Source organism: Pseudomonas sp. FSL L8-0168 (assembly GCF_037976155.1).
Lineage (GTDB): Bacteria > Pseudomonadota > Gammaproteobacteria > Pseudomonadales > Pseudomonadaceae > Aquipseudomonas > Aquipseudomonas paracarnis.
The window spans coordinates 3776585-3792773 of the sequence record NZ_CP150262.1 but is presented as its reverse complement, the minus strand read 5'-3'; the positions used below and the strand labels follow the sequence as shown (position 1 = coordinate 3792773).

The window sequence follows — 16189 nt, the reverse complement described above, 5'->3', positions numbered from 1 at the left end:
GCGCGTCGGCCTGGGGGCGCGAACATGGCAAATGCTCCGAGTCTCATGCCTATTCGTCCGGCAGTGCCTGAGGTTTGGATATATTGGCCGCCAGACCTGCGATGATGCTGTCATCTCTTATTCGCGAAGTTTTTTGCCATGCTGTTGACCCGCCATTTGGACGCCAATGCCACGCTGGTTGCCTTGATCGAAGGGCTCACGCCCCGCGACGGTTTTTCCCCGACTCACTTGCCCGGTGTGCAGGTGCTGCGCGCCAGTTGCGATGTGGCGCGTGGGCCGCAGATCTATGAGCCAAGCCTGATGTTCGTGGCCCAGGGCAGCAAAGTCGCCTACCTTGGCCCGCGCACGCTGGAGTATGGCGCCGGGCATTACCTGATCCAGGCGATGCCGGTGCCGTTCGAATGCGAGACCTTTGCCATGGCCCCCGAGGCGCCGCTGTATGGCGTGACGGTAGGCATCGACCGCGTGGTATTGGGCGAGTTGGTGATTGCCATGGGTATGCAGGCCGGGCCACCGCCGACCGCGCAGACCTTGGAATCGATGAGTTCGGTGGTGCTGGACGATGCGATGCGCGGCTGCGTCGAGCGGTTGTTGCAGTGCCTGCACGATCCGCTGGAAAGCCGGATCATGGGCCCGGCGCGGGTGCGCGAATTGTTGTTCACCGCCTTGCGTGGGCCTCAGGCGGATGTGTTGCGTGCGCTGGTGGAACAACAGGGGCAGTTTTCGCGCATCGCCACCTCATTGAATCACCTGCATGCCCATTACGCCGAGCCGCTGAATATCGAGACGTTGGCCGGATTTGCGCACATGAGTGCCTCGACCTTCCATGAGCATTTCAAACGCTGCACCTTGTTGTCACCGGTGCAGTACCTCAAGCGCTTGCGGTTATTGAAGGCCCAGCAGTTGCTGCTGGTGGAAGGCATGAGTGTGGCGCAGGCGGCGCACAAGGTGGGGTACCAGAGTACGTCGCAGTTCAGCCGGGAGTACAAACGCTATTTCCTGCGCAACCCAGGTGAAGAGCGTGCCGCCTGACACCACGAGGTCATTGTGGGAGCTGGCTTGCCTGCGATAACGGAGGGTCAGCCATACATTTGGCACCTGAAGGCCGCCATCGCAGGCAAGCCAGCTCCCACATTTTTATCGATGTCGCCCACAAAAAAGGCTCCCATCTCGGGAGCCTTTTTGGGTTAAGCGAACGACTTACATATTCGGGTAAGTCGGCCCACCCGCACCTTCCGGTGTCACCCAGGTGATGTTCTGCGAAGGGTCCTTGATGTCACAGGTCTTGCAGTGCACGCAGTTCTGGGCGTTGATCTGGAAGCGCTTCTCGCCGTCTTCCTTGGTCACCACTTCATACACGCCAGCCGGGCAGTAGCGCTGCGCCGGTTCATCGTAGAGCGGCAGGTTGGTGCCGATCGGGATGCTTGGGTCTTTGAGCTTCAAGTGGCACGGCTGCTCTTCTTCATGGTTGGTGCCAGAGATGAACACCGAGCTCAGCTTGTCGAAGCTCAACTTGCCGTCGGGTTTGGGGTAGTCGATCTTCTGGCTGTCTTTGGCCAGCTTCAGGCAGGCGTAGTCCGGCTTGGTGTCGTGCAGGGTGAAAGGGATCTTGCCGCCGAAAATGTTCTGGTCGAGCCAGTTGAAACCGCCGCCAATGATCGCGCCGAACTTGTGCACGGCCGGGCCGAAATTGCGGCTGGCGAACAGTTCCTCATACAGCCAGCTGGCTTTGAAGCTGTCGACATACGCGGTCAGTTCGTCGCCGCCCTCGGATTCGGCAAACAGGCGGTCGGCCACGGCGTCGGCGGCGAGCATGCCGGACTTCATCGCGGTATGGCTGCCTTTGATCTTGGCGAAGTTCAGGGTGCCCAGATCGCAACCGATCAGCGCGCCACCCTTGAAGACCATCTTCGGCAGCGAATTCAGGCCGCCTTTGCAGATCGCGCGGGCGCCGTAGCTGACCCGCTTGCCGCCTTCCAGGTACTGGGCCAGCACCGGGTGGTGCTTGAGGCGCTGGAACTCATCGAACGGCGACAGGAAGGTGTTGCTGTAGGACAGGTCGACGATCAGGCCGACCACCACCTGGTTGTTTTCCAGGTGATAGAGGAACGAGCCACCGGTGTTCTCGTTACCCATGATGTCCAGCGGCCAACCGGCGGTGTGCACCACCAGGCCCGGCTGGTGCTTGGCTGGGTCGATTTCCCAGATTTCCTTCAGACCGATGCCGTAGTGCTGGGCGTCGGCGTCGCTGTCCAGGTTGAAGCGCTGGATCAGTTGCTTACCGATGTGGCCACGGCAGCCTTCGGCGAACAGCGTGTACTTGCCACGCAGTTCCATGCCCGGGGTGTACAGGCCGTCTTTTGGCTTGCCTTCACGGTCAACGCCAAGGTCGCCGGTGATGATGCCGCGTACCACGCCGTTCTCGTCGAACAGCGCTTCCTGGGCGGCGAAGCCTGGGTAGATTTCCACGCCCAGGTTCTCGGCCTGCTGGGCCAGCCAGCGGCACAGGTTGCCCAGGGAAATGATGTAGTTGCCTTCGTTGTGCATGGTCTTGGGCACAAAGAAGTCGGGCACCTTGGTGGAGGCTTCCGGGCTGCGCAGTACATAGATGTCATCGCGCACCACCGGGGTGTTGAGCGGGGCGCCGAGTGCTTTCCAGTCCGGGAACAATTCATTCAGGGCACGGGGTTCAAACACGGCACCGGAGAGGATGTGGGCGCCGACTTCGGAGCCTTTCTCGACCACGCAGACGCTGATTTCCTTACCGGCTTCGGCGGCCTTCTGCTTCAGTCGGCAGGCGGCAGACAGGCCAGCCGGGCCAGCGCCGACGATGACCACGTCGAATTCCATGTATTCGCGTTCCACAGGCTATCTCCTACTCAAGGCTCAACAGGCTTTTTTTTCTAATGGGTGGAGGTTCGGTGTGGTTCTGCGCGAAGGCAGCACCCACCTGTCTCTCTAGGTGGCGCATTATATATAGACCACTGACAGCGTCCAATACAAACGTTTGTTTGAATTGCCTGCAGCCTAGATAAATCAAAGCAACGGGGCTTATGACTGACCATTTTGCCGTATTGACCAGAATAGGCGTTCCGGTCAAGATACGGTCGGTTTTGCGCTTCCCGTAGGCAGACTGCAGGTTTCAAGAGCACGTCCAAAGACAGGCCGAAGGCAATAAAGGTGATGCGCACCCAAACGTTGGGGCGCAGTTTACACGCCGCGATAAAGAATGACCTCTCAGTCACCACTGACGAACGGTCGTCATTTCCCGTGTGCAAGGCCACTGCCGAGGTCTTTGGAGGTGCCCTTGTGTGCCGATGAGCATCAACCGCCAGGTTCGCCTAGGCGACTTTCTTTTCACCGGAGAGTAACGAGGAATCCATGAAGGTTCTTGTAGCTGTCAAACGCGTTGTCGATTACAACGTGAAAGTTCGCGTCAAGGCGGACAATTCCGGCGTCGACCTTGCTAACGTCAAGATGTCGATGAACCCTTTCTGCGAAATCGCTGTGGAAGAAGCCGTACGCCTGAAAGAGAAAGGCGTGGCGACGGAAATCGTCGTGGTGTCCATCGGGCCGACCACTGCCCAAGAGCAGTTGCGTACCGCTCTGGCCCTGGGCGCCGACCGCGCCATTCTGGTGGAGTCTGCTGAAGAGCTGACCTCCCTGGCCGTTGCCAAACTGCTCAAGGCCGTTGTCGACAAGGAACAGCCTCAGCTGGTGATCCTGGGCAAACAAGCCATCGACAGCGACAACAACCAGACTGGCCAGATGCTGGCTGCACTGACCGGTTACGGCCAGGGCACCTTCGCTTCGAAAGTCGAAGTGAGCGGCGACAGCGTTGCGGTTACCCGTGAAATCGACGGCGGCGCGCAGACGGTTTCCCTGAAACTGCCGGCCATCGTCACCACCGACCTGCGTTTGAACGAGCCGCGTTATGCGTCCCTGCCAAACATCATGAAAGCCAAGAAGAAGCCTCTGGAGACGCTGACTCCGGACGCTTTGGGCGTTTCCACCGCCTCTACCAACAAGACCGTCAAAGTCGAAGCGCCGGCTGCACGCAGCGCGGGCATCAAGGTCAAGTCGGTGGCTGAACTGGTCGAGAAACTGAAAAACGAAGCGAAGGTAATCTAATCATGACTATCTTGGTAATCGCTGAACACGACAACAAGGTACTGGCCCCGGCCACCCTGAACACCGTGGCCGCTGCCGCTAAAATCGGTGGGGACATCCACGTCCTGGTAGCAGGGCAGGGCGCTGGCGCCGTGGTTGAAGCCGCTGCGAAAATCGCAGGCGTGAGCAAAGTCCTGAACGCTGACAATGCCGCTTATGCGCATCAGCTGCCGGAAAACGTTGCACCGCTGGTCGCCGAGCTTGGCGCTGGCTACAGCCACATCCTGGCCGCCGCTACCTCCAACGGCAAAAACATCCTGCCACGCGTTGCCGCGCAGCTGGACGTTGACCAGATCTCCGAGATCATCTCGGTAGAAAGCGCCGACACCTTCAAGCGCCCGATCTACGCCGGTAACGCCATCGCTACCGTGCAGTCCAACGCCTCGGTCAAGGTCATCACCGTGCGCGCCACCGGTTTCGACCCGGTTGCTGCCGAAGGTGGCTCGGCTGCCGTTGAAGCCGTCTCCGCTGCCCACGACGCTGGCACTTCCAGCTTTGTCGGCGAAGAGCTGGCCAAGTCGGACCGTCCTGAACTGACCGCTGCCAAGATCGTCGTTTCCGGCGGGCGTGGCATGCAGAACGGTGACAACTTCAAACACCTGTACGCCCTGGCCGACAAGCTGGGCGCTGCGGTCGGCGCTTCCCGCGCTGCTGTCGACGCAGGCTTTGTACCCAACGACATGCAGGTCGGCCAGACCGGCAAGATCGTTGCGCCACAGCTGTACATCGCCGTCGGTATCTCCGGCGCGATCCAGCACTTGGCCGGTATGAAAGATTCCAAGGTGATCGTTGCGATCAACAAGGACGAAGAAGCGCCGATCTTCCAGGTAGCCGATTATGGCCTGGTGGCGGACTTGTTCGAAGCCGTACCTGAATTGGAGAAGCTGGTCTAATCCAGCCGCTTCACTTATAAAGAGCCCGGTCTTATGACCGGGTTTTTTTTTACTGATCGGGAGAGTCTTGCCATGGAACTGCGCCCCTGGGCCTTACTGCTGGCCCTTACGCTGCTGCCGAGCCTGACGCTCGCCGCCGGCAAGTGCGAGCGCCTGGTGATCACCGGCAGCCCGGACGCACCGCCTTTGCTCTGGCGCGACCCTCAGGACCCTACGCACCTGATCGGCGCGACCGCTGACGTGCTGCAACAAGTGGGCAAGGACCTCGGGCTGAAAATCGACCTGCTCTACGGTGGCAAACGCTCCCTGGCCCTGGATGAAGCGCGTAGCGGGCGCATGGACATTCTCGCCGACGCACCGCTGAATCTGGGTGAGCTGGACCACTTCGACTACATCCATCCGGCGCTGATGCAGACCGACTACCTGGTATGGACGCGCAAGGATTCAGCCGTGGTCTATTCCACCACCGCCGATTTGCACGGCCACAAAGGCGCAGTCTCGGAACGTGCGCGCTTGAGCGCGGAGTTCGAAACCTTCGCCAGCCAGCAACTCAACCTGCAACGCCTGTCCAACTTGACGCCGGCCTTCCAGAAACTGCTGTTGGGTGAGGTGGACTACGTGCTGGCCGGGCGCTATTCCGGCATGGCCATGGCCCAGACCCTGGGCATGAGTAATGACCTGGTGGCCCATGAGGTGCCTGTCGATCAGCCTGGCCTGTACCTGGCGATTTCCCACAACTCGGCCTGCAATGATCCTTGGCTTCGCGGACAGCTGACTAAAAAGATGACAGAATTGCCCGCCTCCGGTGCCGCTCAAGCCGCGCTGCAGCGCAATCTGGAGCGTTGGAAAGCGCAACTGCAGCAACCTGTCGGCACCCCAACAAAGTAGGGATTTACAGTGATTTTTCGAGCTCTTTTCGCGGCCCTTGCCGTTGTCGCGCTGGCGGGATGCGCAACCGATCCTGCGCCGATCGAACAAATGCGCCTGACCCAGCAAGCCATGGAACAAGCCACCGCGGTCGGGGCCAACACCGATGAATCCCCCGAACTGAAGCTGGCCGAAGAAAAATTCGCCCGGGCCAAGGGCAACATGGCCGACCAATCCTACAAACGTGCGCGTATGCGCGCCGAGCAGGCTGAGTTGGACGCGCGCCTGGCCGAAGCCAAAGTGCTGACCGGCAAGAGCCAGGAACAATTGAACGTGCTCAATACCCGTATCACTCGCCTGCGTAAGCAACTGCAGTTGGGAGACGCACAATGAGCCCGATGATCCGTAGTTTGAGCTGTGTACTGCTGCTGGGCGGCGCGGCCTTGGGCGGCTGTGCCAGCCAACCCACGAGCGAGCAGGCGTTGCAGCAGGCCGGCGATGACTTTCAAAAGGTCAAGGAAGACGCCAACGTACTGCGCTTCGCCCCCAAGGACGTGATCCGCGCCGGCGAGTCCCTGGCCCGCGCCGATCGCCTGTCCAGCTACTGGGGCAGCGGCGCGGATGTGGTGCATTACGCTTACCTGAGCCAGCGTTACAGCGCCATCGCCCGAGAGCACACCCAGCAGGGCCTGAATGCCGAGCGCGGCACCCAACTGGAGTTGGAACGTCAGCGCCTGCAACTGGCCTTGCGCGAAAACAAGCTGGCCAGCGTGCAACAGCAGGGCAAGTGGGTTGAAGCGCAAATCGCCAGCCTCACCACCCAGACCGACCGTGGCCTGGTGATGACCCTGGGGGACGTACTGTTCGACACCGGCGAAGCTGAACTGCAGAACTCCGCCAACCGCACGGTGCTCAAGATCGTGCAATTCCTGCAACTGAACCCCAAGCGTCGGGTGCGCATCGAGGGCTACACCGACAACACCGGTGGCGAGCAGGAAAACCTGAAACTGTCCCGCGACCGTGCTCAATCGGTGGCCGATCTGTTGATGGACCTGGGTATTGATGACAAGCGCATCGAGGTCGAGGGTTATGGCGACCAATACCCGGTGGAAGCCAATGCCTCCGAGCGTGGTCGTGCACAGAATCGCCGAGTGGAAATTGTGTTCTCTGACGAGAAGGGCCAATTGGGCGCAGCACGCTAAAGTCTGACGCAGATCCAAATTGTGGGAGCGGGCTTGCCCGCGAATGCGGTGGCTCAGTACCGAATGTACTGATTGACATACCGCTTTCGCGGGCAAGCCCGCTCCCACATTTCGTTTCGGCGATGCCCACCCCAGCTCCCCCGCAGTTTTTACTGTCACTCCCGCCCGCGCTCGACTATTGTGGCAACTGTCCCCGTACACTTCTAAACTGTGCCGGTATGTTTCACACAAAAATAAAATACCCGTGAAATCGAGTGCTGCGTCATGACCAATCTGTTGCTTTACCAACGTATTGCCCAGCAACTGGCTGAGGACATCCGGCGCGGTGTCTACCAACCGGGGGAGCGCGTGCCGTCGGTGCGCAAGATGAGTTCCCAGCTCAATGTGAGCCATGCCACGGTGCTGCAGGCCTACGCCAACCTGGAAGACCAGGGGCTGATCCGGGCGCGGCCGCAGTCGGGCTATTACGTGCACCAGACGCCAGCACTCACGGCGCCTACGCCTGATATCGCACGGGTCGAGCGCCCAGGGTTGGTCACCCGTAGCAGTATCATCCAGCAGGTGCTGGTCGAGTCGCGCCGCGAAGGGGTGTTTCCCTTGGGCGCGGCGGTGCCGAGTGTCGACTACCTGCCGGTGCGGGCACTGCATCAGCAGTTGGCCAAGGTCACGCGTTTCCAGAGCCCACGGGCCTTCAGCTACATGTTCAGCCCTGGCTTTGAACCATTGCGGCGCCAGGTGGCGATCCGTATGCGCGATGCGGGCGTGGTGGTGGACCCTTCCGAAGTGGTGATCACCCACGGCTGTGTCGATGCATTGCAAATGTCGTTGCGCGTGCTGACGCGCCCTGGCGACCTGATCGCGGCTGAATCACCCACCTATTACGGCCTGCTGCAATTGGCTGATCTGCTGGGCCTCAAGGTTATCGAGATCCCCAGCGACCCCGCCACAGGCATGAGCCTGGAAGCCCTGCAACTGGCCGCCAACCAATGGTCGATCAAGGCGCTGGTGTTGACCACGCGCCTGAGTAATCCGCTGGGCGGCACCATGCCGGAGGAGCGGCAGAAACAGTTGCTGCGCCTGGCCTCGGACTTCGATATCCAGATCGTCGAAGATGACATTTACGGCGAGTTGATGTTCGAACTCGGCCGCACCAAAGCCCTCAAGGCCTACGACCGCCTCGACCGCGTAATCTATTGCTCAAGCTTTTCCAAGACCTTGTCGCCGGGCGTGCGCATTGGTTGGATGATTGCCGGCAAGTACCAGCAGGAAATCCAGCGCCTGCAGATGTTCAGCACGCATTCTGCTTGCAGCGTCACGCAGATGGGCGTCGCGGCCTATCTGGAAAACGGTGGCTACGACCGTCATTTGCGCTACATCCGCCAGGAATACCGCAAGAACCTCAGTGCCTTCCAATTGGCGGTGCAGCAGTATTTCCCCGAAGGCACCCAAATGACCCGCCCGACCGGCGGCTTTATCTTGTGGGTCAGTTTGCCGGGGCGGGTCAATACTCAGGAACTGCATGTGCGTGCCCTGCAACAAGGCATCAGCATTGCGCCAGGGCTGATTTTCAGTAATACCGAACAGTTCAACCACTGTATTCGCCTCAATTGCGGCACGCCGTGGAACCGCGAGGCGGAGAGGGCGTTGATGACCCTGGGAATGCTTGCCAGCCAGCTGTGCCAGGAGGCCGCAGCGGGTTTTTGAGGCGAGCAAAAGGGCACAAGACTGATCTGTGCCCTTGTCATGCCGCGCACAACAAGCGAGCATATGGCCTTCTGCCGTTAATGCTGTTGGCGATATGACTTCTATTTTTCGCGTTACGTTGATGCTTGGTCTGCTGAGCCTGTGCAATGCCGGGAGCGTACTGGCTGCAGCGCCGGTGGCTGAAGGCAAGCCTGCTGTCGGTGCCGAGCAAAAGACCTCAGCCAAGCAGCCAGCGCCTGCGAAAAAAGCCCCCGCCGCACAAAAGAAAGCCGCCTCGACCAAAAAGCGTGCACCCGTGGCGAGCAAGTCCAAGTCGGCCCATGAAGTCGCCCAGACCAAACTGCCACCGGCACAGTTGGACCTGTCCCTGCCTTCGGACATGGTCAGGCACTTGCAACCCATCGGTACCATGCCCAAGCCCAAGAGTGTGCCCTTGCTGCCGCCAATGTTTGGCGAAAAGCCCACCGACAACAGCGCGTTTCAGATCAACGGCCGCTTGCTCAGCAATGAGATGAAGCTGCAACTGCGTAACGAAGAGCGCCGTGATGTTGAAGGCGCTGCGCTGGATTTCGAATTCAAGCAATAAACTTTCGCACCACAGGTGACCCAGGTCGCCGACCATCTGTCGCAGACTGGTCGGTCACTTTTGTTTTGTGCGAAAAACCCCTGTTGGGCCATTTTAAAACGTCTGTTTAAGGGCGTACTCTAGCCCGGCCATCCCTATTGAGTCGTCGAGGACCTGCTGGTCATGAAATGCCGTGAAGGCTGTGGCGCATGCTGCATTGCCCCCTCCATCAGTTCACCGTTGCCGGGAATGCCCCATGGCAAGCCCGCTGGCGTTCGCTGCGTGCACTTGTCGGTGGAACAACTGTGCCAGTTGTTCGGTCAACCGCAGCGGCCAGCCGTATGCAGTGATTTCAAGCCCGATATTGAGGTGTGCGGCAATGACCAGGCCGATGCCATTCGCCTGATCGGTTGGTGGGAACAGATGACGGCGGCTTGATGGGCTTTACTATCGGAACTTCAACAATAAGGAATACAACGATGGGTTCGCTGAAACGAGTGGCTGTACTGTGCGGTTTTACGCTGTTGTTGGCGGCTACTGCCCAGGCTGACGATTGGCAAGTCGCCAAGGACGAAGACGGTATCAAGGTCTCCCTGAGCGAGGTTGCCGGTTCCAAGTACAAGGCGTATCGCGGTGTGACGGTGATCAAGGCGCCTTTGGCCAAGGTCCAGGCGCTGCAGGAAGATGTGGTCGGTGCTTGCGCATGGATCCATGAATGCAAATCCCAGCAACTCGTCGACAAGAAAGGCGACGAGGCCTGGACCTACACCCAGTTCAAGGCCCCGTTCCCCGTGACGGACCGCGACTCGTACATCCACGTCACCACCACCAAAGCCGCTGACGGCACCGTCACGCGCAAACTGGAAGGTGTGCCGACCTACAAGCCAGAAGCAAAAGGCTACGTGCGGGTTGCCCAGGTGGACGGTTTCTGGAAACTGGTGCCAAAGGGCGATAACCAGACCGAAGTCACCTACCAGGTACACACCGAGCCAGGTGGCAGCGTACCTTCGTGGCTGGCCAACAAGTTCGTGGTGGAAGCGCCGTTCAATACCTTGAAAGCCTTGAAAGAACACGCTGAAAAATAAGTGCAGTTGATCCGGTGCCTCCGGGCTTGAGCGGAACGTTTTGCGCGCCGCCAAGGTCCAGATACTTGTAAGCCCACCTATGGGTTTTATCGAGGAGGCACCGATGCAAACGTGGCAAATTACCTTCGTTGATGATCACGGTGAAAAGTCCGTGCAGCAGTTCACCTGCGAACAAAAGCCCAGCCTCGAAGACGCTGCGCATATGATTCGTGCGAAGCTGGTGCCGATTGCTGCCGAACTCGATCTCAATGACCTGGAAGGCCGGAAACCCGAGCCTACGGTCAAGATTCTCAAAGACCAGAACAGTATCCAGATTCTCGATATTTCTCCCTCCGTCTAAACATTTTTCACACGCCACACGAGCACCTCTGGTGGAGGTGATAGCTTCGCGCTACTCTGCAATCGAGATCAGCGAATGAATCGCTAAGGTCTGGTCTTGTCAGCTACATGCTTGTTTTCCTGCGGCGTTGTTATGCCGTGGTGCCCGCGCCAGCAGGGCGCGGGGCTTCAGGAAGCACGGAAAGTCTATCCATCGGTTTGAGGAGGACGTTTCATGAGCACAGCCTATCAAGAAGACATCAGCACCAACGTACTGCGCCGCATGAAAGAAGGCGGCTTTGATTTCTCGCGTTTTCACCCCATCGAGTTCTACGCCATTTTCCCGGATGAAGAACGGGCGCGCAGGGCAGCGGGTCGATTTCGTGGGGAGCCCCTCAATGCCCAGGTCAGCGCGCGCGACGATGGCGCCTGGTACCTGGAACTGAGCAAAATCATGTTCGCAACCTACGACGGCATAGGAGATTTCGAGCAAGACTTTGAAGCAGTGGTCGAGCCCCTGGGAGGGATCATTGAAGGATGGGGCGTCAAGCAGGAGGTGCGTGGGTTACCCATGTAGTTGGTATTTATGAGCACCACAGCGTATCGGCTGACCTTTGGGTCGGCCGATTTTGTTTGGACGGCGTTTTACGTGCAAAAAAAAGCCACCCGGATAGGGTGGCGGAAAGGGAAGCTCAAGGGAGTAGATCAGTACACAAGTAACACGATATCGCTTGCACAAAAGGTTTCGCTGTAGGACGTCTCCTGTTCAGCCGATGGAGGTGATTATCCGCAGCGCCAGCCGGGCAGTGAAATCAACTCTGGCTATGCTGTTGATAGTCAAAGACCGCATTGCAATGAGGCGCGCGACGTGACCCAAGCCATTGTGCGCACCAGGACGGTGCGAGGAATGCGCTTGGATTATGCAACTGGTTGATTATTAAGTGTTTATGCCGCTGGCACGGGCCTTGCGAAGGTTCTTGCGTCCGGGTGACAAGGAGTACGGCATGATCCGCACTTATTACGATGAAATGTACGATGGGGCAGGGCAGGTTCGCCCCCATTATCGCGAGTTCGCCCGTTGGCTGGCCGACACCCCTGCCGAACTGCTGGCCCAGCGCCGGCGTGAAGCCGATTTGCTGTTCCACCGCGCCGGTATCACCTTCACCCTCTACGGGGACGAACAAGGCACCGAGCGCCTGATCCCCTTCGACACCATCCCCCGCAGCATTCCAGCGAGTGAATGGCGGATTGTCGAGCGCGGCTGCATCCAGCGGGTCAAGGCGCTGAACCTGTTCCTCGCCGACCTGTACCACGATCAACGCATCATCAAGGCCGGCATCATCCCCGCCGAACAGGTACTTGCCAACGAGCAATACCAGTTGGCAATGCAGGGCCTGGATTTGCACCGCGATATCTATTCGCACATCTCCGGGGTCGACCTCGTACGCGATGGCGACGGCACGTACTACGTGCTCGAGGACAACCTGCGCACGCCCAGCGGTGTCAGCTACATGCTTGAAGACCGCAAAATGATGATGCGTCTGTTCCCCGAGCTGTTCGCGGCCCAGCGCATCGCGCCCATCGACCATTACCCCAACCTGCTGCTCGACACCCTCAAAAGCGCCAGCCCCCTGGATAACCCCAGTGTGGTGGTACTGACGCCCGGGCGTTTCAACAGCGCGTTCTTCGAACATGCCTTCCTGGCTCGGGAAATGGGTGTGGAATTGGTGGAAGGTGCGGATTTGTTCGTGCGCGATGACCGTGTGTTCATGCGCACCACCGACGGGCCCAAGGCTGTCGATGTGATCTACCGTCGCCTTGATGATGCGTTCCTTGACCCGCTGGCCTTCAACCCGGACTCCATGCTCGGTGTGCCCGGCCTGCTCGCCGCCTACCGTTGCGGCAATGTGGTGCTGGCCAACGCCATTGGCACCGGGGTTGCGGACGACAAATCTGTGTATCCGTTCGTCACCGAGATGATTCGCTTCTACCTCGACGAAGAGCCGATCCTGCAGAACGTTCCGACCTTCCAATGCCGTAAGCCTGACGAATTGTCCCACGTACTGGCCAACCTGCCCGAGCTGGTGGTCAAGGAAACCCAGGGTTCCGGTGGTTACGGCATGTTGGTTGGACCGGCGTCTACCACGGCAGAAATCGAAGCGTTCCGGGCACGTATCAAGGCCAAGCCACACGCTTATATCGCGCAGCCGACCCTGTGCTTGTCTACCTGCCCGACTTTTGTCGAGAACGGCATCGCCCCGCGCCACATAGACCTGCGCCCTTTCGTGTTGTCCGGCAAGGAGACCCGCGTGGTACCGGGTGGCCTGACCCGCGTGGCGCTGCGCGAAGGCTCGCTGGTGGTCAACTCGTCCCAGGGCGGCGGAACCAAAGACACCTGGGTGGTCGAGGGCTGATGCCATGTTGAGTAGAACTGCCTCGGATTTGTACTGGATGTCGCGCTACCTGGAGCGTGCCGAAAACCTCGCGCGCATGCTCGATGTCAGCTATTCGCTGTCGCTGATGCCCCAGGACGGGCGCGGCGATGGCCTGCACGAGTTGGCCATGCCGCTGTTGATCACCAGCACCCTGGACGATTACCACGAGCGCCATGGCCCCTTGCACGCTGAACGCTTGCTGCACTTTTTTGCCCTGGACGCGGCCAACCCGGCGAGCATCTACAGCTGTCTGGGTGCGGCGCGGGCCAGCGCTCACGCTGTACGTGGGCGAATCACCGCCGACATGTGGGAAAACATCAATGCCACTTGGCTGGACATACGCGATATCGCCCAGCAGGGCCTGAGCCATTACGGCATGAGCCGGTTTTGTGAGTGGGTCAAGGAGCGCTCCCATCTGTTTCGGGGCGCCACTTACGGCACTATCATGCGCAACGATGCCTTCCGCTTTATTCGCCTGGGCACCTTTATCGAGCGCGCCGATAACACCCTGCGCTTGCTCGATGCCCGCTACGAAATGGCCGGCGAACACGCGGCGGTCGTCAGCGATGGCACGGCTCACGCGTATTACCAATGGAGTGCGTTGCTGCGCGCACTGTCGTCATTCGAGGCGTACACCGAGATTTATCGCGATGCCCCGGGGGCTCGACAAGTGGCCGAGCTGCTGCTGTTACGCGCGGATGTGCCGCGTTCGCTGCGCGCTTGCAGCGAAGAGATCGACCAGATCCTCGCCAGCCTGCCCGGCATCAACGGCCGCCCGGCCCAGCGCCTGGCCGCCGAGATGGATGCGCGCCTGCGCTTTACCGCCATCGACGAAATCCTCGAAGAAGGCCTGCATGCCTGGCTGACCGACTTTATCCCCTTGGTCCGCCAGTTGGGCGACGCCATCTACAGTTCCTACCTGGAGGCGGCATGAGACTCTCCATCAGCCACGACACCACCTACCACTACGAAGACCAGGTGCGCGCCAGCATCCAGTACCTGCGCCTGACGCCCCATGACAGCGAGCGCCAACACGTGCTGAGCTGGCAACTCGACCTGCCGCGCCCGGTGCGGGCACAGGTGGACCCCTTCGGCAATATCTTGCATGTGCTCACGCTGGACGAACCCCACGACGCCATCATCATCGGCGCCCGGGGCGTGGTGGAGATCGATGAATTGCGCGAGGCCGAACACGAAAGTCAGTCTGCCTTTCCGTTCCTGCGCTCCACGCGCCTCACCGAGCCCGACGACGCCCTGCGCGGGTTTGCCGAGCAACACTGCCATCAGCGTCGTGATCGCACGGCGCTTATCGACGTGATGCACGCGCTTAACCACACCATGGTCTACACCCCCGGTGCGACCGACGTCGATACCTGCGCCGCCCAGGCCTTTGCAGGTGCAGCAGGGGTGTGCCAGGACCACACCCATGCGTTCCTGGCCTGCGCACGCAGCCTGGGGATCCCTGCGCGGTATGTGTCGGGGTATCTGTATACCGAAGACAGCACGCACCTGGCCAGCCATGCCTGGGCCGAAGCCTGGCTGGATGACGCCTGGTACAGCTTTGACGTGACCAACCAACTGGCGCGGCCGGAGCGGCACTTGAAGCTGGCCGTGGGCCTGGACTACCTCGACGCCTGCCCGGTCCGGGGCATGCGCCGTGGCGGTGGGCATGAGCAGATGCATGCCAAGGTATTCGTGGCGCCGCAGCAATGATCGCCCCCGCGCTCTGCGTTGCTTGATCGTTCCCACGCTCTGCGTGGGAATGCAGCCGAGGACGCTCCGCGTCCCAAAGCGTGACACAAGAGGCGTTCCCACGCGGAGTGGGAGCGATCGATACAGCGCAGGCTCAAGGTTGCTGTTTGCGGCCCGCCATATGCCGCAGATAGCCCACCAGCAAGTCCAACTCATTGTCTGGCAATACACTCGCTGTAAACGCCGGCATCTTCGCCTGTGGCCACTGCCTCAGGCTTTGCGGGTCGCGGATGTAACGCTTGAGGAAATCCCCGCTGAAATACTCGGTGGGGTTGTAGGGCACATTCAGGTCCGGCCCCATCTGGGCATCACCGCCGCCATTGAGGCGATGGCACGCCAGGCAGTTCTTCTGGAACAACGCAAAGCCCTGGTTGATCGGGTCGTTCGCCGCCAGCTTCGGGTCGGGCAATAACGCCGGGAAACGCTCGCCAACCGTCTGCAACTGCTTGAATTTCGATACCTGGAACGGCCACTGTTCGGGGCTGATATGCCCGGCTTGAGGGTTGGTCCAGACCAGATAGAACGGCCCGGCGCTGGGCTTGCCCTGTGCCAGCGGTGGCCATGGATGGGCCGGGTCTTCCACGGCCAGCCAGGCGCGGGCGCCGTTTTTTTCCAGTAACGGCGCGGCGGCAAGTTCGGCGGCAAAACCATCAAGGGCAACGGCTTGCAGGTGGTTCGCAGATTTAAGGCCCGGTAAGAGCACCGCCAGGGGCACCGCACGATAGGTCATAGTGCGCTTGTAGGACACATCATCGACGATCTGCACCGTCTGAGCGTCGGGGTGCTTGAGCAACTCGGCGGTCTGCCAGGTCTTTTGGCTGTGGTCCAACTCGATGGTCAACTGTGCCGCCGCCGCGGGCAGGCTCAGCAGCAGGGCAAAAAGGGCGAGGATCGGTTTCAAGGCACAGGCCCGTTGCGAGAGAGTGAGGGCGCACACGATAACGGAAAACGGCAGGTAAAAAGACAGCCCCTGCAACAGGAGCGCTAAGCGCAATGTCCTGGCAGGTGCTGCCAAAAACTGCAGGCCTGGTGCGGTGTGTGCACGCAAGCGGGGAGTGTCACCCAATAACCTTGGTTAAATTGGGCAAGATCAGAATCAAGGTGGTGGCGAACAGAATAAGTCCCGCCTGACGTACTTTCGATTGTTTGAACATGGCTGACTGCCTTTTCTTTTGTTGTTATTCCTGAGCGTCAAATG

General features: G+C 59.9%; 17 protein-coding genes. 15 read left to right on the top strand and 2 right to left on the bottom strand.

Features of this window, described 5'->3' with window-relative positions:
* Positions 1-138 precede the first annotated feature (138 nt).
* Positions 139-1032, top strand: a complete 894-nt coding sequence (locus MHH62_RS17285) for an AraC family transcriptional regulator (protein ID WP_003193483.1) — start codon at positions 139-141, stop codon at positions 1030-1032.
* Between the two features lie 168 nt (positions 1033-1200).
* Here the strand turns inward: MHH62_RS17285 and MHH62_RS17280 are convergent, their stop codons facing one another.
* On the bottom strand, positions 1201-2865 hold the full coding sequence (locus MHH62_RS17280) for an electron transfer flavoprotein-ubiquinone oxidoreductase (protein ID WP_020301874.1): 1665 nt from the start codon (positions 2863-2865) through the stop codon (positions 1201-1203).
* Between the two features lie 516 nt (positions 2866-3381).
* Between MHH62_RS17280 and MHH62_RS17275 the strand changes: the two genes are divergently transcribed.
* The 14 genes from MHH62_RS17275 (at position 3382) to MHH62_RS17210 (ending at position 14952) form a co-directional block, all read left to right on the top strand.
* Positions 3382-4131, top strand: a complete 750-nt coding sequence (locus MHH62_RS17275) for an electron transfer flavoprotein subunit beta/FixA family protein (protein ID WP_014719538.1) — start codon at positions 3382-3384, stop codon at positions 4129-4131.
* A gap of 2 nt (positions 4132-4133) precedes the next feature.
* A complete protein-coding gene (locus MHH62_RS17270) occupies positions 4134-5063 on the top strand; it encodes an FAD-binding protein (RefSeq protein WP_014719537.1) in 930 nt (309 codons plus the stop codon).
* 72 nt (positions 5064-5135) lie between these two features.
* Positions 5136-5951 (top strand): transporter substrate-binding domain-containing protein, encoded by an 816-nt coding sequence (locus MHH62_RS17265; protein WP_339231487.1) that lies wholly within the window; start codon positions 5136-5138, stop codon positions 5949-5951.
* A gap of 9 nt (positions 5952-5960) precedes the next feature.
* Positions 5961-6323: a DUF4398 domain-containing protein gene (locus tag MHH62_RS17260; protein WP_339231486.1), complete on the top strand. Its 363-nt coding sequence runs from the start codon at positions 5961-5963 to the stop codon at positions 6321-6323.
* Entirely contained in the window at positions 6320-7132 is an 813-nt protein-coding gene (locus tag MHH62_RS17255) for an OmpA family protein (protein WP_019820595.1), read from the top strand. Before MHH62_RS17260 ends, MHH62_RS17255 begins: the two co-directional genes overlap by 4 nt.
* Before the next feature lie 264 nt (positions 7133-7396).
* Positions 7397-8836: a PLP-dependent aminotransferase family protein gene (locus MHH62_RS17250; protein WP_003193472.1), complete on the top strand. Its 1440-nt coding sequence runs from the start codon at positions 7397-7399 to the stop codon at positions 8834-8836.
* 94 nt (positions 8837-8930) lie between these two features.
* A complete protein-coding gene (locus tag MHH62_RS17245) occupies positions 8931-9422 on the top strand; it encodes a hypothetical protein (RefSeq protein ID WP_014719533.1) in 492 nt (163 codons plus the stop codon).
* Between the two features lie 162 nt (positions 9423-9584).
* The gene (locus tag MHH62_RS17240) at positions 9585-9839 is read left to right on the top strand and encodes a YkgJ family cysteine cluster protein (RefSeq protein WP_014719532.1); all 255 of its coding nucleotides are present in this window, start codon (positions 9585-9587) and stop codon (positions 9837-9839) included.
* Positions 9840-9880: 41 nt separating this feature from the next.
* On the top strand, positions 9881-10486 hold the full coding sequence (locus tag MHH62_RS17235; RefSeq protein ID WP_339231483.1) for an START domain-containing protein: 606 nt from the start codon (positions 9881-9883) through the stop codon (positions 10484-10486).
* Between the two features lie 103 nt (positions 10487-10589).
* Positions 10590-10826 carry a hypothetical protein gene (locus tag MHH62_RS17230; RefSeq protein WP_014719530.1) on the top strand — a complete coding sequence of 79 codons (237 nt, stop codon included), beginning with the start codon at positions 10590-10592 and terminating at the stop codon, positions 10824-10826.
* 213 nt (positions 10827-11039) lie between these two features.
* A complete protein-coding gene (locus tag MHH62_RS17225) occupies positions 11040-11381 on the top strand; it encodes a ribonuclease E inhibitor RraB (protein WP_339231481.1) in 342 nt (113 codons plus the stop codon).
* A 427-nt stretch (positions 11382-11808) separates the two neighbouring features.
* Complete coding sequence (locus tag MHH62_RS17220) at positions 11809-13218, top strand: circularly permuted type 2 ATP-grasp protein (protein ID WP_019820591.1); 1410 nt, start codon at positions 11809-11811, stop codon at positions 13216-13218.
* Between the two features lie 4 nt (positions 13219-13222).
* Positions 13223-14173: an alpha-E domain-containing protein gene (locus MHH62_RS17215; RefSeq protein WP_014719528.1), complete on the top strand. Its 951-nt coding sequence runs from the start codon at positions 13223-13225 to the stop codon at positions 14171-14173.
* On the top strand, positions 14170-14952 hold the full coding sequence (locus tag MHH62_RS17210; protein WP_103451586.1) for a transglutaminase family protein: 783 nt from the start codon (positions 14170-14172) through the stop codon (positions 14950-14952). Before MHH62_RS17215 ends, MHH62_RS17210 begins: the two co-directional genes overlap by 4 nt.
* Before the next feature lie 133 nt (positions 14953-15085).
* Here the strand turns inward: MHH62_RS17210 and MHH62_RS17205 are convergent, their stop codons facing one another.
* Positions 15086-15892, bottom strand: a complete 807-nt coding sequence (locus tag MHH62_RS17205; RefSeq protein ID WP_060767411.1) for a cytochrome c — start codon at positions 15890-15892, stop codon at positions 15086-15088.
* Positions 15893-16189: the final 297 nt, after the last annotated feature.

Coding starts and splice junctions, on each gene's coding strand:
- MHH62_RS17285 (WP_003193483.1), top strand. CDS start 139: ATGCTGTTGACCCGCCATTTGGACGCCAATGCCACGCTGGTTGCCTTG.
- MHH62_RS17275 (WP_014719538.1), top strand. CDS start 3,382: ATGAAGGTTCTTGTAGCTGTCAAACGCGTTGTCGATTACAACGTGAAA.
- MHH62_RS17270 (WP_014719537.1), top strand. CDS start 4,134: ATGACTATCTTGGTAATCGCTGAACACGACAACAAGGTACTGGCCCCG.
- MHH62_RS17265 (WP_339231487.1), top strand. CDS start 5,136: ATGGAACTGCGCCCCTGGGCCTTACTGCTGGCCCTTACGCTGCTGCCG.
- MHH62_RS17255 (WP_019820595.1), top strand. CDS start 6,320: ATGAGCCCGATGATCCGTAGTTTGAGCTGTGTACTGCTGCTGGGCGGC.
- MHH62_RS17250 (WP_003193472.1), top strand. CDS start 7,397: ATGACCAATCTGTTGCTTTACCAACGTATTGCCCAGCAACTGGCTGAG.
- MHH62_RS17245 (WP_014719533.1), top strand. CDS start 8,931: ATGACTTCTATTTTTCGCGTTACGTTGATGCTTGGTCTGCTGAGCCTG.
- MHH62_RS17240 (WP_014719532.1), top strand. CDS start 9,585: ATGAAATGCCGTGAAGGCTGTGGCGCATGCTGCATTGCCCCCTCCATC.
- MHH62_RS17235 (WP_339231483.1), top strand. CDS start 9,881: ATGGGTTCGCTGAAACGAGTGGCTGTACTGTGCGGTTTTACGCTGTTG.
- MHH62_RS17230 (WP_014719530.1), top strand. CDS start 10,590: ATGCAAACGTGGCAAATTACCTTCGTTGATGATCACGGTGAAAAGTCC.
- MHH62_RS17225 (WP_339231481.1), top strand. CDS start 11,040: ATGAGCACAGCCTATCAAGAAGACATCAGCACCAACGTACTGCGCCGC.
- MHH62_RS17220 (WP_019820591.1), top strand. CDS start 11,809: ATGATCCGCACTTATTACGATGAAATGTACGATGGGGCAGGGCAGGTT.
- MHH62_RS17215 (WP_014719528.1), top strand. CDS start 13,223: ATGTTGAGTAGAACTGCCTCGGATTTGTACTGGATGTCGCGCTACCTG.
- MHH62_RS17210 (WP_103451586.1), top strand. CDS start 14,170: ATGAGACTCTCCATCAGCCACGACACCACCTACCACTACGAAGACCAG.